The sequence below is a fragment of the Streptosporangium saharense genome (assembly GCF_014203715.1).
Lineage (GTDB): Bacteria > Actinomycetota > Actinomycetes > Streptosporangiales > Streptosporangiaceae > Streptosporangium > Streptosporangium saharense.
This window is the reverse complement of sequence record NZ_JACHJP010000010.1, coordinates 93,532-113,357: the sequence shown is the minus strand read 5'-3', so window position 1 is coordinate 113,357 and position 19,826 is coordinate 93,532. Positions and strand designations below refer to the sequence as shown.

The window sequence follows — 19,826 nt, the reverse complement described above, 5'->3', positions numbered from 1 at the left end:
ACACAGAGTTACAGTGCGATCACAGGGCGAGGCCGGGAGGCGACATGACATCGGGGACAAAGGCGGACGATAAGACCTTCTTCGGGCATCCACGCGGCCTCGCCACACTGTTCGGCACCGAGATGTGGGAACGCTTCAGCTGGTACGGCCTGCGCGCGATCCTGGCCACCTTCATGGCCGCCTCCCCCGCCGTCGGCGGGCTGGGCATGGGCAAGGGGACCGCGCAGGCGCTCGTCGGCGTCTACGGCGCCCTGATCTATCTGGTCGCCCTGCCCGGCGGTTGGATCGCCGACCGGGTCCTCGGCGCCCGCAGGGCGGTGCTGTGGGGCGGCCTGGTCATCATGTTCGGGCACATCAGCATGGCGATCCCGGTCGGGACGGGCGTCTTCGTGGCCCTTGGCCTGCTGCTCATCATCGCCGGGACGGGGCTGCTGAAGCCGAACATCTCCGCGATGGTCGGCAAGCTCTACCCGGAGGACGCCGACGCGCGCAGGGACGCGGGCTTCTCCCTGTTCTACCTCGGCATCAACCTGGGGGCCTTCATCGCCCCGCTCGTGGTCGGCTGGCTCGCCTCCGGCGACCGCTGGCACCTGGGCTTCGGGGCGGCGGCCGTCGGGATGGCCCTGGGCCTGGTGCAGTACGTGGCGGGCCGCTCCCACCTGCGGGGGGTCGGCGACGAGCCGGGGCACCGGCTGACCCCCGCCGAGCGCGGGCGCTTCACCCTCGTCGCCGTCGGCTCGGCCGTGGCGGTCGCCGTGGTCCTGGCGCTCTGGGCGGCCTCGGGCACCTTCAGCCTCGACGCCTTCGCGCTGGCGCTGACCGTGGTGATCGTGATCGTCCCGGTGGTCTACTTCGGCTACATCCTGCTGGGCAGCCACAACCTGACCCCGGCGGAGCGCGCGGGGATGCGGGCCTATATCTGGCTGTTCGCCGCCGCGGCCGTCTTCTGGATGATCTACGACCTGGCCCCGACCGTGCTGCTGTTCTTCGCCGACGACCACACCGACCTGACGCTGTTCGGCGTGCGCATCACCGCGGCGGCCACGCAGTCGTTCAACCCGCTGTTCATCATGCTCCTGGTGCCGGTCTTCGCGGCGCTGTGGGTGAAGCTGGGCGAGCGGGTCACGGCCCCGCAGAAGTTCGCCTTCGCGCTGCTCATGGTCGGCCTGAGCTTCGTGATCATGGCGGTGGCCTCCACGCTGGCCGGCAGCGGGCGGGTCTCGGTGTGGTGGCTGGTGCCGGTCTACCTCGTCCAGGTCTTCGGGGAGCTGGCGCTGAGCCCAGTCGGGCTCTCGGTCACCAGCAAGCTCGCCCCCCAGGCGTTCAAGGGGCAGATGCTCGGCGTCTGGTTCATCGCCATCTCGATCGGCGACGCGGTCGGCGGGCAGACGGGCAGGCTCAGGGAGTACATGTCAGATCCGGCCTACTTCCTCACGCTGGCGGCGATCGCGGTGGTGGCGGGCGTGCTGCTGTTCCTGTTCGTGCCACGGCTGCGGGTGCTGATGCGGGAACATGACCACACAGCCCCCAGAACCTCGGAAATGTGACGTAAAACCCATAGAGCCGGTCATGGGATGATTTATCAGTGAATCAGCTGCTCGACCTCGTCGGAATATTCGTCTTCGCTCTCTCCGGGGCGCTCGTGGGAGTCCGCAGGCGACTGGACGTGGTCGGCATGGCCGTACTGGCGGAGATGACCGCGCTCGGCGGCGGCATCCTGCGCGACCTGATCCTCAACGTGCGGCCCGCCGCCTTCACCAGCACCGGCTACGTGCTCGCCCCCGTGATCGCGACGGGCATCGTGTTCTTCTGGCATCCGCACGTGCAGCGGGTGATGCCCGCCGTCAACGTGTTCGACGCGGCCGGTCTCGGCCTGTTCTCCGTGGTGGGCACGGAGAAGGCGCTGAGCTACGGCCTGAGCCCGCTGCACGCGACGCTGCTCGGGGTCACCACGGGCGTCGGCGGCGGCGTGCTGCGCGACGTCCTGTCCGGGCAGATCCCCATCCTGCTGTACGACCGCCAGCTCTACGCGGTGCCCGCCCTGTTCTGCTCGGCGGTGATGGCCGTGCTCTACAGCATGGACCTGCACGGATGGCCCGCGACGCTGGCCGCGGCCGTGCTCGGGTTCGGGCTGCGCATCGCCGCGATGCGGCTGCGCTGGCGCGCCCCGCTCGCCAGGGGCGTCGCCTCGGAGTAGCGCCCCCCGAACGGCCCGTGTGGTGAAAAGCCTGGTCAAGTCGCGTTACGCGGCCTATCAGCCCGGGCATCGCGCCGGTAGGCGCCCCAACTCACGGGAGGCCACCATGGCCAAGGCGAAGAAGTCCGGGGGCTGGCCCCACGAGGTCACACTGCCGCTGGCGGGGACGGTGAAGGTGCCGCCGCCGGAACGGCTGGCCTTCTACGCGGTGCTCGGGGTACTCGGCGCCCTGGAGATCATCGACTGGCCCGTCGCGGTCGTCGTCGGCGTCGGTCACCTGCTCTCCGAGCAGCACCGGTCCCACACCCTGCAGGAGGCGGGACAGGCGGCCGAGGCCGCCTGATCACAGGGCGGGGGTCAGCGGCGGGGCGTGGCGGGTGCCGTACGGGCCCCTGATCCTGGCCTCGGCGATGCGGGCGACCGCCTCCGTGACGACCTGCAGTGACTGGGTGAAGGGAAGGCGCAGCCTGCCTTCGAGCGTGCCGTCCACGCCGAACCAGGTGCCGGGGGCGAGCCGTACACCCTGGCAGGCGGCGGCCTCGGCCAGCAGGCTGCCCGAGGGCTCCGGCAGCCTGACCCACAGCGAGCCCCCGCCCTTGGGCACGGTGAAGTCCCAGTCGGGCATGTGCTCGGCCAGCGCGGTGACCAGGGCGGTCCTGGAGGCGCCGAGGCCGCGGCGGCGCTCGGCCCTGGTCTCCTCGATGTCCTCGAACAGCCTGGCCACGACGAGCTGCTCGAACAGGGAGCTGGCGATGTCGACGAAGGCGCGCAGGGTGGCCAGGCGGCGCACCATGGCGGACCCGGCGCGGATCCAGCCGATGCGCAGGCCGCCCCACCACAGCTTGGAGGCGGAGCCCAGGCTGATCACCCTGCCGTCGGTGTCGAAGGCGGCCAGCGGGCTGGTCCTGGGCACCTCGTCGATGTCCAGTTCGCTCCAGGTCTCGTCCACGATCAGCGTGGTGTCGTATCTCCTGGCCGCGCCCACCAGCCCGGCCCTGGTGGCGTCGTCCATCAGGTGCCCGGTGGGGTTGTGGAAGTCGGGGATGACGTAGGCCAGGCGGGCCGCGGACTGGCGCATCGCGCAGGTGAGCAGGTCCAGGTGCCAGCCGTCGTCGGGGATGCCGACCGGGACGATCCTGGCGCCGCGCTCCCTGGCCACGTCGATCGCGTGCGGGTAGGTCGGCGACTCGATCAGGAACGGGTCGCCCGGCGAGAGCAGTGCCATGGCCAGCAGGTGGAGGCCGTGCTGGGCGCCCGCGGTGACGAAGATCTGCTCGGGCCTGGTGGCCAGCCCACGCTCGCAGTAGCGGTCGGCGATGGCCTGGCGCAGCGGCGCGATCCCGACCGGGTCGTAGCCCATGCCGAGCGTGTAGCGCGGATAGCTCTCCCCCGCCGCGGCGATGGCGGCGGGCAGCGTCCTGGACGCCGAGGGGGCCGCGCAGTGCAGCGGCATCATCCCGTCGTCCTCGGCGGCGATCCAGGGGTTCTCCGCGCCCAGCGAGCCCGCGTCCGGCAGCGCCGTCCAGCTTCCCGCCCCCTGTCTGCTCTCCAGGTAACCCTGCTCGCGCAGCCGGTCGTAGGCGGAGGTCACGGTCGTACGGCTGACGCCGAGCGCCTCGGCGAGGTGCCGCTCGGCGGGGACGCGCACCCGCACGGGCAGCCGCCCGTCGAGGATCAGCGATCTCACGGTCTCGGCCAGGGTCCTGTAGTACGGCTTGGCGCCGGGGTCGATCGCCAGGAGGCGAGCGAGCTGGACGCCGCTCATGTAGCGGTCCACCTCACCCACTATAAGGCCATTTTTCGGGATTGGCCCTTTTGGTGAGGAGTAATGGCATGGACGATAAGGCCATTATGAGCGAGGCTTCTCTTCCCACCCTCGGGTCGTTCCCCGGTCGTCTCCTGCGCCTGTACTCCGGGCTGGCGCTCTACGGCGTCGGCATCGGCCTGCAGATCGAGTCACGGCTCGGCGGCAGCCCGTGGGACGTCTTCCACCAGGGACTGTCCATCCACCTCGGCCTGTCCATCGGCACCTGGATCATCCTGGTCGGCGCCGCGGTCATGCTGCTGTGGATCCCCCTCAGGCAGCGGCCCGGCATCGGCACCCTCAGCAACGTCCTGTTCCTCGGGCTGTTCGCCGACGCCGCCATGTGGCTGGCTCCGGAGCCGGGACCGCTGGCCGTACGGTGGGCGTATCTGCTGCTCGGCGTCGTCGCGACCGGTGCGGCGACCGGCCTGTACATCGGCGCGGGCCTGGGGCCCGGGCCGCGCGACGGCCTGATGACCGGCCTGAACCGCCTGGGCCTGTCCATCCGCTCGGCCAGGACCCTCATCGAGGTGACCGCGCTGGCCGTGGGCTGGCTGCTCGGCGGAACCGTGGGTCTTGGCACCCTGGTCTTCGCGCTGGCCATCGGCCCGCTGACCCAGTTCTTCATGCCGTTGATGCGGCCCAAGGACTGATCGGGGCGCCGCGGAGGCGTTAGCGTCAAGCACATGCGGATCGAGGACTACGCCCTCATAGGCGACATGCAGTCGGCGGCCCTGGTCGGCCGCAACGGCTCCATCGACTGGCTCTGCCTGCCCAAGTTCGACTCACCGGCGTGCTTCGCGGCGCTGCTCGGCGACAAGCACCACGGGCAGTGGTGGCTCGGCCCCGCCGACACGGGGCGGGCCGACGCCACCCGGCGGAGCTACCGGGGTGAGTCCCTGGTGCTGGAGAGCGAGTGGGACACCCCGACGGGCACGGTCCGCGTCACGGACTTCATGCCGACCAGGCACGTCAACCCCGACCTGGTCAGGATCGTCGAGGGCGTCTCCGGCACCGTCGAGATGGCCACCGAGATCCGCATCCGCTTCGACTACGGCCGCATCGTGCCCTGGGTGCGCCGCAGCGACGGGCTGCTGCAGGCCGTCGGCGGCCCCGACTCGGTGTGGCTGCACTCCCCCGTCCCGCTGCACGGCGGCGACTACGCCCACAAGGCGAGGTTCCGCGTCAACGAGGGCGACCGTCTGGCCTTCGTCTTCACCTGGCACCCCTCCCACGAGGCCAGGCCCGTCGAGATCGACCCCTTCGAGCAGCTCGCCCAGACCGAGCAGCTCTGGGAGGAGTGGCTCGGCCAGTGCACCTACCAGGGCCCGTGGCGCGACGCCGTGGTCCGCTCGCTCATCACGCTCAAGGCGCTCACCTACGCCCCGACCGGCGGCATCGTGGCCGCCCCGACCACCTCGCTGCCCGAGGACCTCGGCGGGGTCCGCAACTGGGACTACCGCTACTGCTGGCTGCGTGACGCGACCATGACGCTCGAAGCGCTCATCGGCGCCGGTTACCTGGACGAGGCCCGCTCCTGGCGGGCGTGGCTGCTGCGCGCCATCGCGGGCCGCGCCCAGGACCTGCAGATCATGTACAGCGTGACCGGCGAGCGCAGGCTGACCGAGCTCGAACTGTCCTGGCTGCCCGGCTACGAGGCCTCCCGCCCGGTCAGGATCGGCAACGACGCGGTCACCCAGCTCCAGCTCGACGTCTACGGCGAGGTGATGAACTCCCTGTACCTGTCGCGCGTCTCGGGCATGGAGCCCGACGACAGGGCGTGGACCATCCAGCGTGAGCTGATCGGCTACGTGGAGGCCCACTGGGACGAGCCCGACGAGGGCCTGTGGGAGGTCAGGGGGCCGCGCAGGCACTTCACCCACTCCAAGGTGATGTGCTGGGTCGCCCTCGACCGGGCCGTCAGGCAGGTCGAGCGGTTCGGCAGGACGGGCCCCGTCGAGCGCTGGCGGGAACTGCGCGACCGGATCCACGCCGAGATCTGCCACAAGGCCTTCGACACCGCGCGCGGCACCTTCACCCAGTCGTACGGCTCGGCGGAGCTGGACGCCTCCCTGCTGATGATCCCCATGGTCGGCTTCCTGCCCCCCGAGGACCCCAGGGTGGTCGGCACCATCGAGGCGATCCAGCGCGAGCTGATGGTGGACGGCTTCGTGCTGCGTTATCCGGTGCAGGAGGACAACGACGTGGACGGCCTGCCCGGGGGTGAGGGCGCGTTCCTGGCGTGCAGCTTCTGGCTGGCCGAGGCGCTGGCGATGATCGGGCGCAAGGAGGAGGCCGTCGAGCTGTTCGAGCGCCTGCTGGCGCTACGCAACGACGTCGGGCTGCTCGCCGAGGAGTACGACCCCCGCTACGGCCGGATGGTCGGCAACTTCCCGCAGGCCTTCAGTCACGTCCCGCTGATCCATGTGGCCCGCGCGTTGAGCTGAACCGGTCCTGACGAGCCAGAATGCGGCAGATCCGGAAGGTCGGAAAAGTCGTGAAAAAATTTTCCCCCTCGGGTGCAACTAAACACGGCCAAGGTCACTCTCACCTGTTGAACACCACCCGAAAGGAACGAACATGAGCGACTTCGCCACCTCCGACCTGGTCGACTACGACGGTGACGGCAGCGCCGACGCCCAGCTGATCGACACCGACGGCGACGGCTACGCCAACGAGGAGCGCTACGACACCGACGGCGACGGGGTGACCGACGTCGTCTACCTCGACAACGACGGTGACGGCTACATCGACGAGGCGCGGATCGACTACGACGGCGACGGCGTCGCCGACTACACCCAGACCTCGGGCCCCTTCCCCACCGCCTGACCGCACGAGCAGCGTGAGCCCGTGTGACCACCAGGGGGGAACCCGGTCGCGATCCACACGGGCGACAGACGAGAAAGACACCCGATGAGAGACCGACGCGCGCTCCTGCCCCTGTTGTTCCTGCTGGCCTGCGCGGCGCTCGGCGCCTGCGGCCTCGTGGGAGGGGCGGCGGACGGGCGGACGCGGACCGTCGCCACCTCATCGGAGCCCGAGGGGCCGGACGTCTCCCAGGGAGAGGCCGTACGGCCCCTGCGCAGGGGGCAGGGGGTGACGCCCGGCGAGGCGGGGACGCCGGGCGGACCGTTCCCGCTCCCCGTCCCCCTGCTGGTCGCACTCGCCGCCGCGCTCGCCGTGGCGGGCGCGGGAGGCTTCTATCTGTGGTCACGGGGTCGGCGGACGGCCTCCCCCGCGGCTTCCTGGCAGGGCGCCCCCGTGGCTCCTGAGGGGGCTCCCGGGGCGCCGCCGTACCCGTGGCAGCCCTCCCCCTCGCCGGCGCCGCCCGCCGTACCGGAAAGAGATCCGCTGGCCGAGGCGCTCACCGAGGTCGCGGGCAGCGGGATCAGCCAGGCGCTCACCCAGCAGGTCGAGCGGCTGTTCTCCGGGGGGCATCCGGGCAGGCAGGCCCTGGTCGAGGCCTGCATCGGCTGCCGCGACCAGGTCGCCGAACGCCATCCCCGGCTGGCCGACGTCCTCGGGGACGGCCTGAACAGGGCCGGGGTGCGGGAGATCGTCCCGGACGGGCAGCGGTTCGACCCGCGCCTGCACGAGGCGTTCGGCACCGAGCCGACCGACCGGCCGGAACTGCACGACACGGTCGCCGAGACCGTCAAGAAGGGCTACGCCGACGGCGGCCGGGTGATCCGCGTACCGCAGGTCGCCGTCTACCGCCACGAGGCGCCCAGGAGCGAGAGTGCGGGGTGAGATCAGCCGTCGGCCAGGCCGGTCCGCAGCCGTCCTCTGGCACGGTGAATCCAGGTCCTGACCGTGTTCAGCGGCACCCCGAGCGAGAGCGCGACCTGCTCGTAGGTCAGACCACCCGCCCACAGCAGCAGTGCCTCCCGGTGGGAGGCGGGCAGACCGGCGAGCGCCCTGCGCAGGTCGGCCAGCCGGGCGACCGAGTCCTCGAAGGGGTCGGCGACCAGCAGTTCCTCGGCGACCTCGGCCATGTGAGCGCCGAGGGGAGGACGGCGCCTGATCACCGAGTGGGAGGCGTTGCGCGCGATGGCCAGCACCCAGGCCCTGAAGGGCGACCTGCCCTGGAAGCCCGACAGGTTGCGCCAGGCCGCGAACTGCGTGTCCTGGAGCGCGTCGAGAGCGTCGGCGCGGTTGCCGGTCAGGTGGTAGCAGACGCCGAAGGCCGGGCTCCGCGCCATCGACCACAGCTCCGCGAAGGCGCTCTCGTCACCCCGGCGGGCCGCGGCGACGAGCAGGCTCTCGTCCTCGGTTCCGTCCTTCACGGCCCCGCCCAACGACACGCTCGTCATCGGTCACCCATCGTCCGGGAGCGGAAAATCAGCCAATGACATCACGTCCCACGATCGCCCGGTATGCGGTGGTCCGCCATGATATTGGACCGTGATAATCCCCCCCTCGGATCGTCCCGTGACGAGTCAGACAACCTGACTGACCTGCGTCGACTCCCCTCCGGGACGACCAGGAACCCGACACAGGAGGAGAATCTGCCCATGTTCCCGCGGACGTTCTCGTCCCCCGCCCTCCATGTACGGCCCGCACCCGGCGGTGCCACGTGACGGCGGGCCCCGCGGACCTGCTGCGCCGCCTCTGCGACTCCACCTCGGCCAGGCTCGCCGGGGCCGAGCTGCGCGAGCGGGTCGCCCAGGTGCGCGCGAGCCTTGACGCCCCGCTGCGGGTCGCGGTCGCGGGCGCGGTCAGCAGCGGCAAGTCGACCCTGGTCAACGCCCTGCTCGGACTGCCCGTTGCCCCGGTCGACGCGGGCGAGTGCACCTTCGTCGTCACCCAGTACGAGTACGGCACCGACGACGGCCACATCACGATCGAGCTGCGGGACGGCGAGGTCGCCCACTCACGGCTGCTGCCCGGCCACCGGCTGCCCTCGGACCTGGGGGTCGAGGTCTCCAGGATCCGGCGGCTGCGCGTCACGCTGGACCAGCCCTCCCTGCGCACGGTCACCATCGTCGACACCCCCGGCATGAACACGGTGACGGCCGCCAACGAGCAGGCCGCCAGGAGCATGCTGTTCGGCTCGGGGGACGAGGACGACCGCGCCCAGGCGATGATCTACGTGCTGCGCTACGTCCAGAAGTTCGACGACACCACCCTCGCCGAGTTCCGCGGCCTCACCGGCGCCTGCGGGATGAGCTGCGTCAACACCCTGGCCGTGCTCGGCCAGGTTGACCGGCGCGGTGACGAGGACGACCCCTGGCCGACCGCGCGGCGCCTCGCGGCCAAGGGCTACCAGGACCTGCGGACCTCCGTCTTCGACGTGGTCCCGGTGATCGGCCTGCTGGCCGAGACCGCGCGGGCGTGCCCACCGGGCGCCGAGGAGTTCGCGGCGCTGTCCACGCTGGCCGGGATGGACGAGGACGACCTGGAGGACTATCTCCTCGACCTGGAAGACTTCCGCACCGCCCCCGACCTGCCCGTCTCCTCCGAGGTACGGCACCGCCTGGTCGAGCGGCTGCACCGCTACGGCATCATGACCGCGGTGCGCGCCCTGCGCGAGGGCGTCGTCAGCGACCCCAAGGGGCTGGCGGCGCACCTGCTTGAGCGGTCGGGATACGCCTCCGCCGGACGGGCCGCGACCGGCTCGGTCGCCGCGGGCATCGCCCACTTCGCCCGCCGCGCCGACCACCTGAAGGCGCTCGACGCCCTGACCAGGCTGCGCGCCATAGCCCGCACCCCCGCGCTCGGCTCGGACCGTTCCACCCTGGACGCGCTGGCGGCCCAGCTCGACGAGAACAAGCCCATCGCGACCGCGCTCGGCGGCCTGCGGATCTTCGCCGCGGCCGAGGCGCTCGGCAGGGGCACGCTCGTCCTGAACGAGGAGATGACGGCCGAACTGCTGCGCATGGCCCGCCACGACGACCCCGCGGAACAGCTCGGGCTGGCCGCGGGGGCACCGAAGCCGGAGATCGCGACCGCGGCCACCGCCGCCTCGATGCGCTGGCGCACCCTGGCCATGATGAGCGAGGGCCGTACCGGAGGGCACCGGGCCAGGGACGTGCTGACCGTCCTTGAGGACGTCGTCGGCGCGGCACTCGCCGAGGACCGCAAACCGGCCACGGCCACCGGCGGGGGGCCGCTTCCCCCGGTCTCCGTCGACCGGGCGGCGGCCGAGGCGCTGCGCCTGTCCCCGATGGTCCCCGTGGACGACCGGCGCGCCCTCGAACTGCTGCTGAGCGGGACCGAGCTGGCGGTCCAGCTCGGCGCTCCTCCCTCGGCCCCCCGCACGGAACTGGCCGGCTACGCCGCCGCGCTGGCCGCCAGGTTCCGCGTGCTGACCCACAGACCGCTCCCCATCAGGCAGCGCAGGGCGGCCGAGACCCTCTGCGAGGCCTACGAGGCCATCTGGGCGCGCTGCGACCGGCCGGACGGCCCGTGACCCCCCACCGGCACGATCCCGACAGGAGAACACCTCAGATGACCACCCCCGAGCAGGCGGGCCCGGTGGCCCGGCTGTTGCGCTACGCCAACGAGGTCCACGGCCTTGCGGGCCGCTGCGGCAGGCAGGACCTGGCCGAGGTGCTGGCCGCGAGCGCGGCCAGGTGGAAGGACGAGTGCACCGACATCGTGGTCGCGGGCGCGCAGAAGCGGGGCAAGAGCCGCCTGCTCAACACGCTCGTCGGCCACCCCGACCTGCTGCCCGTGGATGCCGACGTCGCGACCAACTGCTTCCTGTCCCTGCGGCGCGGGCCCCGCCTCACCGCCGTCGTGCACCGCAACACCGGCACCGGGCTTGTCGAGACGCCGATCACCGTCGAGTCGATCCCCGACTACGCCTCGATGCGCGGCGACGCGGGCAAGCGGCGCGACGTCGTCAGCGTGGACATCACCCTGGACAACCCGCTGCTCGACGGCCTGCGCCTGCTCGACACCCCCGGCGTCGACAGTCTGACCGTCGGGCACAGGCAGGTGACCGTGGCCATGCTCCAGCGGGCCGACGCGCTGCTGTTCACGCTCAGCGCGCAGGACCAGCCGGTGCTCAGGCACGAACTCGAGTTCCTCGCCGAGGCCGCGGAACGGGTCCAGGCGATCGTGTTCGTGCTGACCAAGGTGGAGGACTCGACCAACTGGCGGAGCCTTCAGGAGGAGAACCAGGCCAGGCTGCGGACCTTCGTCACCGAGGCGATCGCCGCCGACCCCGGCAGGGCGGCGACGCTGAGCCCGCTGCTGCGGGCCCCCTGGATCCCGGTCAGCTCGAAGCTCGCCGAGGCCGCGGCGGCCAAGCGCAGGGAGGGCCGCGCCGAGCGGGCCGACGCGCTACGGGCCCGCAGCGGCATGGACGTGCTGGAGCGGCACCTGCGCGGGTTCGCCGAGGGCAGGGAGTCGGCACGCGGCGCGACCGTGGTCTCCGCCGCGCTCTCCGTGCTGAACGCGCTGGCGACCGGGGCGCAGGACGACGTCGCCGCGGGCTCCGACGACGCCGGGGACGTCACCGCCAGGCTCGCCGAGCTGGACGCGGAGCTGGCCGCCCTCGGGGAGCTGGTGGCCAGGCGCAGGGCGGGGGCGGTGGCCAACACCTTCCTCGGTCGCGAGGTCGGCGGCATCGTGGCCGCCAGGGTGGCCGAGATCCGCCAGCCGTACGAGAACGCGATCGCCACGCTGAAGAAGCAGGAGCAGATCGACAGATACATGGCGGAGCTGCCGGAGAGCGTCCAGCGCTCCCTTGAGGCCGCCTGGTCGCAGATCGTCTTCGACGTGGAGAAGCTGGCCAGGACCACCCTGGACGCCTTCGCCCGCGACCTGGGCCTCGGCCCTGTCGAGCTGTCGGCGGACAGGAGCGGGATGCCCAACCTGTCGCAGGTCCAGGTCAAGGGGGACCAGGCCGCGGACGCGCCAGTCGACGTGGACATGGTGCGGGACGTGCTGCCCTCGATCTCGATGGCCGCCTCGTTCGGTGGCCTGGCCGCGGCCATGCTCGGCCCCATCGGCTTCCTTCTGGTGGCCCCGGCCATCGGGGCCTCCATCTTCCTCGGGCGGCGCTCGCTGGAGAAGGTGCAGCGCAACCAGGCCGCGATCAGGGGGGCGCTGCGAGACCAGTTCTCCGTCGTGGCCAGGGAGATGACCCTCGACCTGGAGCGGATGGTCGCCACCTGGCGGGTCGGCGTCGAGCAGGCGGCCGACGACAGCCTGACGCGGCGGCGCAAGGAGCTGGAGAGCAGGCGGGCGGAGCTGAAGTCCGCCTCGGCCCGCTCCGCCGCCGACCGCCAGAAGTCACGGCAGTCCGGTCAGGACCGCATCTCCGCGATCAACACCCTCACCAGGCGCGGCCACGCGCTGCGCGAGGAACTGGCCACCGCGGTCGCCGCCCTCGGCGCGGCCCCCGCTGCGGCTCCCGCGCCGGTCTCCTGAGGCCCTGTACGGCTGTGCCCCCGGCGGATTCGTCCGCCGGGGGCACACGCGTTCACAACGGCAGGTGCACCAGGGCCGCGGGCTGGTCGCGGGTCGCCCCGGTGGTGTCCCCGGGCCGGTGCAGGCACAGCAGGCCACTGGGAACCCGCACGACCGGCTCGAACAGCCCCGGCGTGCGGTGCACCTCCCGCGCCCCCGCCGGGGTGACGTGCACGAGCCTGCTGCGGCCCGCGTCCAGCATGGTCAGCCAGATCGAGTCGCCGTCGGCCACCAGCCTGGGCCGCTCCCAGCGGTGACGCGAGGTCAGGTGCCCGGCCAGGGTCGCCGACTGCTTGCCCATCAGGAACTCCAGCGTGTGCGAGCGCTGGTTGAAGATCCCGACCGACCAGCCCCGCGCGGGACTCACCTGGTCGGTGCCGACCGCGTAGATCTGGCCGCCCGCGGGGACCCAGCGCAGGGCGCCCGCCCTCGGCCTGGGCATGACGAGCTTGGTCCTGCCGTCGGCGGCGTCGGCCTCAAGTCCTGCCGAGCTTGAGGTGAACCACCTGCCGTTGTGCAGCACGACCTGGTGCAGCCAGCTACGCCCCGGCTCCCTGACCGTCGGGCGCACGACGCCGCCCGGGTCGATCAGGCACAGCACCTGCCAGGGCCTGAAGTCGTGGTGCCTGTTCTGGAACATCGGCTTGTTGCTGCTGAACTGCCCGAGCACCACCGTGCAGCCGGGCGCCCCGACGGAGGGCGCGGGGTCGTTGCCGCTCGGCCCCTCCTGGTCCACGAGCCGCCGCAGCCGGTTGTCCTCGTTGAGGAACCACTGGGTGTACGGTCCCAGGTCGCGTGGCTGCGGCGCCTGGAACATGAAGCCCCCGCCCAGGTCGAACTCCACAACCGAGAGCTGGCCGGTCTCGCCCCAGGGCAGGCCGACCGAGCTGTCCACCGGGGTCGGCTGGCGCGGCTGGAAGAAGACCCACGAGGTACGGCCGTGCGCGAGCACCGTGGGGTTGCCCCACACCTGGAGCGGGTGGGTGCCGCGGATGGCCAGGTCGGGGGTGAGGACGCGCACCAGCGTCTGCGCCGGGCCGACCTGCTCGACCGCGGCGACGCCCTCGCGGGAGACGGCCCATTCGACCAGCCTGCCGAAGCGCAGTTCCCGGTCGTATCTCCCCTCGACGCCGTCGAGCCTGCGCAGCAGGTGGCCGCTGTCGAAGGCCTGGTGGACGAAGACCCTTCCCCCCTCCACCCGGGCGTCGAGCACGCCGTCCAGCACCTTGGCGACGCCGGGGACGACCGGCCCGCCCGGCTGCGCGACCTGTGGCCTCGCCCTGGGGCCGCCCTCGGGGACCGGGTGGCCCCCGGTGTGCCCGCCCGCGGGGCCGGTGAAGGTCCGCTGCCCGCCGGTCGGCTCGACACGGCTCACCGGCAGGCTCTGGGACTGCTCGGGGTCGCGCTGCTCGACCTTGAGCTTCCAGGCGAGCTGGGCGGCGCCGTACGCGACGACGATCTTCGGGTCGTCGTAGGTGCGCACCCGGTCGCCGAGCCGGTCGCGCACGGCCTCCTGGACCAGCGGCATCCGGCTCGCGCCACCGGTCATGAACACCGCCGCCAGCTCGTCCCGGGTGATCCCGGCGCCGCGGATCGTCTCCTCCAGGATGTCGACCGTCTTGACGATCTCGGTCCCGATGAGGTCCTCCAGGTCGCCCCTGGCGATGTGCACGTCCTCGTTGATGCCGACCACGTAGTGGGAGGAGGTGTCGAACTTCGACAGCGCCTCCTTGGCCTCCCTGGCCATCTTGAGCAGGTCGGCGGCGTAGCTCACGTAGCGGCGCTCCGGGTTGGTGGTCACCTGCTGCCACCACTCGGCGTCCAGGCGCTCGATCTGCGTGCCGAGGAAGGCGAAGACCTGCTCGTCGAACACCTCCCCGCCGATCTCGTCGCTGCCGCCGGGCTCGCCGACGACCTTGAAGTCGCTGCCGTCCACGGTGAGGACGGCGGCGTCGAACGTGCCGCCGCCGAGGTCGTAGACGGCCAGGTGCGAGCCGCCCGCCCGCCCGGCCCCGGCGAAGTAGCGGGCCGAGGCGACGGGCTCGTCCACGAGCACGATCCGCACCCCGCGTACGACCTGCCTGGCGGCCTCCAGCAGTACGGCCTTGCGGTCCTCTCCCCAGGCGACGGGGTGGGTCAGCGCGATGCAGTCGGGCGGGGCGCCGTCGAAGCGCCGTTTGCCCTCGCTGACGAACAGTTCGAGCAGCGCCGCCATGGCGTCGGCGACGGCGACCGGCACCCCGCCGAGCAGCATCCGGCCCCGGCCGACGTAGCGCTTGGGGTTGCGCTCGACGCGTTCCGGGTTGAGCGCGATGCCCCGCTGGGCGACGCGGCCCGCGACCAGCGTGCCGCGCTCGTCGAGCATGACGGCCGAGGGGATGCGCCGCTCCCCCTCGACCTCCAGGACGTCGAAGCGCCCTTCGGCGGCTATGACCCCGGCGGAGAAACTCGTCCCGAGATCGACACCGAGGCACCACTGCGCCATTTGCCACTCCTCGTAGATGCGGACCCGGTCATCCCGCATTCACGGGCCGCGGCCGATCGTGGCGGGCACGCCGGAGGGACGGCCGGGGTGCGCGGGAGGCTCCTCGGGGTGAGTGCGGGGCGGGAAGGCACCATCTTACGGTTCCCCGAGCTCCCACGGTGATCCCGTGGCGTCCCTCCGGGGATCGTTCTCAGCCTCCGGGACCGCCCTCCGGACGGGCCGCCAGGGCGGCGAGCACCCGCGCGAACGCCTGAGGTGGGGCGACGACCAGCCGGACCTGCCCGTCCTGGCTGACGAGGTCGGCCCTGATGAGGGTGAGCCTGCCGTCGTGCCACCAGTAGACCTGGGGGCTGAGCCCGCCGGCCTCCGGGTCGCACTCGCGCTGGGCGAACAGCCGCAGCCGTTCGATCGCGCGGACGACCTCGATGCCCTCGACCGGGTGGACGACCATCGCCGAGTGGCTCGGCAGGGCGACCAGCACGCCGTCGGCGGGCACGCGGAGATAGTCGCCGAGGCGGCGCAGGTGGGCAGCGGCGCTTCCGGTGGTGCCGCTCAGCCGCAGCGCGGTCGCGCCGCCGAGGTCGATCGCCTCAACCGAGAGCCGCCCGTCGCGCGCCGCGTTGCCCACGGCCTCCTCAAGGGCCTGCGCGGCGGCGATCGGCCAGCAGCCGACCTCCTCCGGGCGGACCGGCCTGGCGGCCTCGCCGTACCCGACGGTGAGCACCTCGACCAGGTCGGCGCTGAGGTGGCGGCCAACGACACCGGTCTCGGCGTCGTCGGCGGGCCGGAGCCTGGTGCGCAGCAGCGGGCGGACCTGGTCCAGGTCGCAGGCGTCGAAGGGCTCCCCCGCCGTGGCCAGCACGTGGGACAGGTGCCCGGAGACGAGCACCGGCCAGTCCTCGCGCGAGCGCCTGCGCGCCTCGGCCCGCAGCCCCGCCAGCCGTACCGTGTGCCCGGTCTGCTGTTCGTCCGACGTCAGGGTCAGCGTGCCGCCGTCGGCGGAGAAGGCGCAGGCGTAGCCGAGGCTGTCGGCGACCAGGGCGAGCAGGGAGTCGAGATCGACGTCTTCGACCGGCCGCGCGGCTCTCCTCGTCTGCCGGTCACGACGCCGCCGGAACAGCCTCACACGCCCATCCCCTCTGCTCTCTCCTCCTAGGTCCGCACCTAGACTGCCTTCACGGGGGCGGTGTTTGAGCCGGTCAGAGAGCACGATTCTGCATCAATAGCACCAAGTGCCCCTAAGAGCACACTCAGCTGTGGTGTGCCGTGCCCCACGGGAAGACCGGCGATCACCGGCACCCTGAGCGGTTCAAGCCGCTCCCGCAACACCGGGTAGGGGTCGCCGCAGCGGACCCAGGAGCCGAGGGCGAACCCGGCCGCCCCGTCCAGCGCCCCCGACATGAGCAGCTGGGTGATCATCCGGTCGATCCGGTAGGGCGCCTCGGTGACGTCCTCAAGCAGCACGATCCTCCCCCGCGCCCTCAGCTCGTACGGCGTGCCGCACAGCGCCGCGAGCAGGCTGAGGTTCCCCCCGGTCACCGGCGCCTCGACCCGTCCCGGGACGATCACCCGGTCCCCCACGACCGGCGCGGGCGTGCCGAACAGGGCGGCGGCCAGGTGTTCGAGGGTACGCGGCTCCGGCCCCTCGGGGTCGCTGAGGGTCGAGCAGGCGGGCATCGGCCCGAACCACGAGGCGACGCCCAGCATGACGGAGAAGGCCCGGTGCAGCGCGGTGACATCGCTCGAACCGACCAGCGTCTTGGGCCCCGCGGCCCGCATGGCCTCCCAGTCGAGCAGTTCGAGCACCCGCGTCGCCCCGTAGCCGCCCCTGGCGCACAGCACCGCGGCCACGTCGGGGTCGCACCAGGCCGCCTGCAGGTCGGCCGCCCGCGCGGCGTCCGTCCCCGCGAGGTAGCCCTCCCGGTCGAGCACGTGGGCACCGGTGACGACCTCAAGCCCCAGCTCCCGCAGCAGTGACGCCCCACGGGCGAGCCGCTCGGGGTCGGGAGGCCCGCAGGGCGCGACGACCGCGACCAGGTCACCGGGGCGGAGCCTGCGCGGGACGGTCACCGGATCGGGCGCGACCGGTTCGCTCATCCCCCAAACGGTGCCACACTGGGCTCACATATGCGACCTCCGACCCACATCCTCGTGGTCAACGGCATCAAGGTCCGCCAGCCGGTGTTCGTGCTCGCCGCCCCGCACTCCGGTTCGGACCTGCTTGCCCGGGCCCTCAAGCGCTCCCCCGGCTTCCACGTCACGATGGGGCGCGCCTCGGTGACCCATGTCGTGTACGCCTTCGCCAGGCGTCCCTCCATCACCCGCAGGGGCATGGGCGCGACCCGGGTGCTGCGCGACGCCCTGGCCGAGTCGTGGCAGATCCTGCCCGGCGCGTGCCTGGAGTGCCCGGCCCCCTGCCGGGAGGCGGGCGGGGTGACCGGGGAGGGGCCGTGCGTGACCTCCGGTTCTGTGGCCCGGTTCGGTGACGCCAGCCCCGACCTGATCTACAGCGCCTCGGTGCTGCTGCAGGCCTTCCCCGACGCCAGGTTCGTCCAGCTCATCAGGGACGGCCGTGACGTGGCGGCCGACATGATGGCCGATCCCGCGGTGCTGTCGTGGTTCAGGCCCGCCATGCTGAGCGAGGAGACCGAGTTCCCCAACCCTTTCCTCGGCGTCAACTCCGGCGAGCACGGGGAGCGCTGGAAGGCCATGCCGACGGCGGGAAAGTGCGCCCTGCGCTGGCGCAGCGCCGTACGCCTGTCGGCCACGCTCCACAGGGAGCTGCCCCGCGAGCAGCTGCTGACCCTGCGCTACGAGGACCTCGCCACCTCTCCTGCGGAGGCCGCCCAGGGCCTGTCCGACTTCCTGGGCACCCGGGTCTCCAAGATCGGCCTGTACGGCAGGCACGCGCCGCAGGTGGGCGTCTGGCGCGCCCGGCTGCGCGGCACCGACGCCGAGCTCGTCGGGAAGGTCGCCCGTGAGGAGCTGACCCGCCTCGGCTACCGCTGAGCCGTCTCCCGCGGCGCGTCCGCGGAGGCCGCCGGGGAGCTGAACTGGGTGCGGTACAGCTCGGCGTAGAGGCCGCCCCCGGCGAGCAGCTCCTCGTGGCGGCCCCGCTCCACGACGCGGCCTTCCTGGAGGACCAGGATCTGGTCGGCCTCGCGGACGGTGGACAGCCGGTGGGCGATGACCAGTGAGGTCCGCCCGGCCAGCGCGCTCTTCAGGGCCCGCTGCACCGCGGCCTCGGACTCGGAGTCCAGGTGCGCGGTCGCCTCGTCGAGCACGACCACCCCGGGCGCCTTGAGCAGCAACCTGGCCAGCGCCAGACGCTGTTTCTCCCCGCCGGACAGCCGGTGCCCCCGGTCGCCGACCACGGTCTCCAGCCCCTCGGGCAGCGCCGAGACCAGGTCGGCGATCTGCGCGGCGCGCAGGGCCTCCCAGATCTCCGCCTCGGTCGCCCCCGGCCTGGCGTAGGTGAGGTTGGCCCCGATGGTGTCGTGGAAGAGGTGGGCGTCCTGCATGACGACGCCGACGTTCTCGCGCAGCGAGGCGAAGGTGGCGTCGCGGACGTCGAGGCCGTTGATCCTGACCGTGCCCTCGGTCGCGTCGTAGAGCCGGGAGACCAGGCTCGTGACGGTAGTCTTGCCCGCCCCCGAGGGACCGACGAGCGCGACCATCTCCCCTGGTCTGGCCGTGAAGGAGACCCCGCGCAGCACTTCCTGCCCGGGAGAGGTCTCGGGGCGGGCCACCGCCTCAAGGGAGGCGAGCGAGACCTCGGAGGCCGCCGGATAGCGGAAGCGGACGTCCTCGAACTCGACGGTCACCGGCCCCGGCGGGACGGCGACCGCGTCCGGCCGCTCGGCGACCATCGGCCGCAGGTCGAGCACCTCGAAGACCCGGTCGAAGCTGACCAGCGCGGTCATCACGTCCACGTGCACGTTGGACAGGCTGGTCAGCGGGCCGTACAGGCGCATCAGCAGGGCGGTCAGCGCCACGAGCGTGCCCAGCTCGAAGGCGCCGCCGACCGCCAGCACGCCACCGACGCCGTAGACCAGGGCGGTGGCCAGCGCGGCGACCAGGCCGAGGCCGACCCGGAAGACCGTCCCGTACATCCCGACGACGACGCCGACATCACGCACCCGGCCCGCCCTGCGCCCGAAGGACTCGGCCTCCTCGTGCGGCCTGCCGTACAGCTTGACGACGGTCGCGCCCGCGACGTTGAACCGCTCGGTCATCATGGAGCTCATCTCGGCGTCGAGCTGCATCTGCTCGCGGGTGAGCCCGGACATCTTCCTGCCGATCCACCTGGCGGGCAGCAGGAAGAGCGGGAGCAGCACCAGCGCGACGAGCGTGATCTGCCAGGACAGCACCAGCATGGCGCCCAGGACGAGCACCAGCATGACCACGTTCGACACGACGGAGGACAGCGTGCTCGTCAGCGCCCGCTGCGCGCCGATCACGTCGCTGTTGAGCCGGGAGACCAGGGCGCCGGTCTGGGTGCGGGTGAAGAAGGCCACGGGCATGTGCTGCACGTGGTCGAAGACCTCGGTGCGCAGGTTGTAGATCAGGCCCTCGCCGATCCTGGAGGAGAACCAGCGCTGCGCCAGCGTCAGGGCCGCGTCGGCGACCGCGAGCGCCGCGATGACCGCGGCCAGGGTGACCACGACGCCGGAGCGGCCCGGGGTGATGCCGTCGTCGATGATCGCCTTCATCAGCAGCGGGTTGACGACCACGATGACGGATCCGGCCACGACCAGCGTGAGGAAGGCGAGGATGTGCCGGGTGAAGGGACGCGCGTAGCGCGCGATGCGCCCGACCGTGCCCGGCGTGAGCCGCTCCTTGGTCACCGAGCTGTCGCGCCGCAGGGAACGCATCGCCTGGGGTCCGAACCCCCCGCCCATCATCGTCATGTGGCCTCC

At 72.2% G+C, this 19,826-nt stretch carries 16 protein-coding genes; 10 read left to right on the top strand and 6 right to left on the bottom strand.

Annotation, left to right across the window (positions count from 1 at the left end):
- Positions 1–44: 44 nt before the first annotated feature.
- The 3 genes from FHS44_RS32765 to FHS44_RS32755 all read left to right on the top strand — a co-directional run bounded on the left by FHS44_RS32765 (position 45) and on the right by FHS44_RS32755 (position 2,540).
- Positions 45–1,547 carry a peptide MFS transporter gene (locus FHS44_RS32765; RefSeq protein WP_184721882.1) on the top strand — a complete coding sequence of 501 codons (1,503 nt, stop codon included), beginning with the start codon at positions 45–47 and terminating at the stop codon, positions 1,545–1,547.
- A gap of 38 nt (positions 1,548–1,585) precedes the next feature.
- A complete protein-coding gene (locus FHS44_RS32760; RefSeq protein ID WP_184721879.1) occupies positions 1,586–2,197 on the top strand; it encodes a trimeric intracellular cation channel family protein in 612 nt (203 codons plus the stop codon).
- A 106-nt stretch (positions 2,198–2,303) separates the two neighbouring features.
- Positions 2,304–2,540, top strand: coding sequence for a hypothetical protein (locus FHS44_RS32755; RefSeq protein ID WP_184721876.1), 237 nt, complete (start codon positions 2,304–2,306; stop codon positions 2,538–2,540).
- On the opposite strand, the gene yczR is transcribed toward FHS44_RS32755, so the two are convergent.
- A complete protein-coding gene (gene yczR / locus FHS44_RS32750) occupies positions 2,541–3,962 on the bottom strand; it encodes a MocR-like transcription factor YczR (RefSeq protein ID WP_184722396.1) in 1,422 nt (473 codons plus the stop codon).
- An 86-nt stretch (positions 3,963–4,048) separates the two neighbouring features.
- On the opposite strand from yczR, the gene yczE reads away from it, so the two are divergent.
- The 4 genes from yczE to grpE all read left to right on the top strand — a co-directional run bounded on the left by yczE (position 4,049) and on the right by grpE (position 7,751).
- Positions 4,049–4,654 carry a membrane protein YczE gene (yczE, locus tag FHS44_RS32745; RefSeq protein WP_184721873.1) on the top strand — a complete coding sequence of 202 codons (606 nt, stop codon included), beginning with the start codon at positions 4,049–4,051 and terminating at the stop codon, positions 4,652–4,654.
- A gap of 33 nt (positions 4,655–4,687) precedes the next feature.
- A complete protein-coding gene (locus FHS44_RS32740; RefSeq protein ID WP_184721870.1) occupies positions 4,688–6,448 on the top strand; it encodes a glycoside hydrolase family 15 protein in 1,761 nt (586 codons plus the stop codon).
- Positions 6,449–6,581: 133 nt separating this feature from the next.
- The gene (locus FHS44_RS32735; RefSeq protein WP_184721867.1) at positions 6,582–6,830 is read left to right on the top strand and encodes a hypothetical protein; all 249 of its coding nucleotides are present in this window, start codon (positions 6,582–6,584) and stop codon (positions 6,828–6,830) included.
- 84 nt (positions 6,831–6,914) lie between these two features.
- Positions 6,915–7,751: a nucleotide exchange factor GrpE gene (gene grpE, locus FHS44_RS32730; RefSeq protein ID WP_184721864.1), complete on the top strand. Its 837-nt coding sequence runs from the start codon at positions 6,915–6,917 to the stop codon at positions 7,749–7,751.
- A gap of 2 nt (positions 7,752–7,753) precedes the next feature.
- On the opposite strand, the gene FHS44_RS32725 is transcribed toward grpE, so the two are convergent.
- Positions 7,754–8,314, bottom strand: a complete 561-nt coding sequence (locus FHS44_RS32725; RefSeq protein WP_184721861.1) for an RNA polymerase sigma factor — start codon at positions 8,312–8,314, stop codon at positions 7,754–7,756.
- 263 nt (positions 8,315–8,577) lie between these two features.
- On the opposite strand from FHS44_RS32725, the gene FHS44_RS32720 reads away from it, so the two are divergent.
- Positions 8,578–10,413, top strand: a complete 1,836-nt coding sequence (locus FHS44_RS32720; RefSeq protein WP_184721858.1) for a dynamin family protein — start codon at positions 8,578–8,580, stop codon at positions 10,411–10,413.
- Positions 10,414–10,451: 38 nt separating this feature from the next.
- A complete protein-coding gene (locus tag FHS44_RS32715) occupies positions 10,452–12,383 on the top strand; it encodes a dynamin family protein (RefSeq protein ID WP_184721855.1) in 1,932 nt (643 codons plus the stop codon).
- Between the two features lie 52 nt (positions 12,384–12,435).
- Here the strand turns inward: FHS44_RS32715 and FHS44_RS32710 are convergent, their stop codons facing one another.
- The 3 genes from FHS44_RS32710 to FHS44_RS32700 form a co-directional block, all read right to left on the bottom strand.
- Positions 12,436–14,907, bottom strand: a complete 2,472-nt coding sequence (locus FHS44_RS32710) for an Hsp70 family protein (protein ID WP_184721852.1) — start codon at positions 14,905–14,907, stop codon at positions 12,436–12,438.
- 190 nt (positions 14,908–15,097) lie between these two features.
- A complete protein-coding gene (locus FHS44_RS32705) occupies positions 15,098–16,033 on the bottom strand; it encodes a hypothetical protein (RefSeq protein ID WP_184721850.1) in 936 nt (311 codons plus the stop codon).
- 38 nt (positions 16,034–16,071) lie between these two features.
- On the bottom strand, positions 16,072–17,004 hold the full coding sequence (locus FHS44_RS32700) for a S66 peptidase family protein (RefSeq protein ID WP_184721847.1): 933 nt from the start codon (positions 17,002–17,004) through the stop codon (positions 16,072–16,074).
- Positions 17,005–17,034: 30 nt separating this feature from the next.
- Here FHS44_RS32700 and FHS44_RS32695 point away from each other — a divergent pair, with 30 nt between their 5' ends.
- Positions 17,035–17,916 carry a sulfotransferase family protein gene (locus FHS44_RS32695; RefSeq protein ID WP_184721844.1) on the top strand — a complete coding sequence of 294 codons (882 nt, stop codon included), beginning with the start codon at positions 17,035–17,037 and terminating at the stop codon, positions 17,914–17,916.
- Here FHS44_RS32695 and FHS44_RS32690 read toward each other — a convergent pair.
- Positions 17,907–19,817 carry an ABC transporter ATP-binding protein gene (locus FHS44_RS32690; protein ID WP_184721841.1) on the bottom strand — a complete coding sequence of 637 codons (1,911 nt, stop codon included), beginning with the start codon at positions 19,815–19,817 and terminating at the stop codon, positions 17,907–17,909. The two genes, FHS44_RS32695 and FHS44_RS32690, sit on opposite strands and share 10 nt — an antisense overlap.
- Between the last annotated feature and the right edge of the window lie 9 nt (positions 19,818–19,826).

What these genes read in the sequence shown, in the direction of transcription:
- yczR (WP_184722396.1), bottom strand. Translation starts at nt 3,962, where the DNA reads ATGAGCGGCGTCCAGCTCGCTCGCCTCCTGGCGATCGACCCCGGCGCC.
- FHS44_RS32735 (WP_184721867.1), top strand. Translation starts at nt 6,582, where the DNA reads ATGAGCGACTTCGCCACCTCCGACCTGGTCGACTACGACGGTGACGGC.
- FHS44_RS32695 (WP_184721844.1), top strand. Translation starts at nt 17,035, where the DNA reads ATGCGACCTCCGACCCACATCCTCGTGGTCAACGGCATCAAGGTCCGC.
- FHS44_RS32715 (WP_184721855.1), top strand. Translation starts at nt 10,452, where the DNA reads ATGACCACCCCCGAGCAGGCGGGCCCGGTGGCCCGGCTGTTGCGCTAC.
- yczE (WP_184721873.1), top strand. Translation starts at nt 4,049, where the DNA reads ATGAGCGAGGCTTCTCTTCCCACCCTCGGGTCGTTCCCCGGTCGTCTC.
- FHS44_RS32690 (WP_184721841.1), bottom strand. Translation starts at nt 19,817, where the DNA reads ATGACGATGATGGGCGGGGGGTTCGGACCCCAGGCGATGCGTTCCCTG.
- FHS44_RS32710 (WP_184721852.1), bottom strand. Translation starts at nt 14,907, where the DNA reads ATGGCGCAGTGGTGCCTCGGTGTCGATCTCGGGACGAGTTTCTCCGCC.
- grpE (WP_184721864.1), top strand. Translation starts at nt 6,915, where the DNA reads ATGAGAGACCGACGCGCGCTCCTGCCCCTGTTGTTCCTGCTGGCCTGC.
- FHS44_RS32755 (WP_184721876.1), top strand. Translation starts at nt 2,304, where the DNA reads ATGGCCAAGGCGAAGAAGTCCGGGGGCTGGCCCCACGAGGTCACACTG.
- FHS44_RS32725 (WP_184721861.1), bottom strand. Translation starts at nt 8,314, where the DNA reads ATGACGAGCGTGTCGTTGGGCGGGGCCGTGAAGGACGGAACCGAGGAC.
- FHS44_RS32700 (WP_184721847.1), bottom strand. Translation starts at nt 17,004, where the DNA reads ATGAGCGAACCGGTCGCGCCCGATCCGGTGACCGTCCCGCGCAGGCTC.
- FHS44_RS32765 (WP_184721882.1), top strand. Translation starts at nt 45, where the DNA reads ATGACATCGGGGACAAAGGCGGACGATAAGACCTTCTTCGGGCATCCA.
- FHS44_RS32740 (WP_184721870.1), top strand. Translation starts at nt 4,688, where the DNA reads ATGCGGATCGAGGACTACGCCCTCATAGGCGACATGCAGTCGGCGGCC.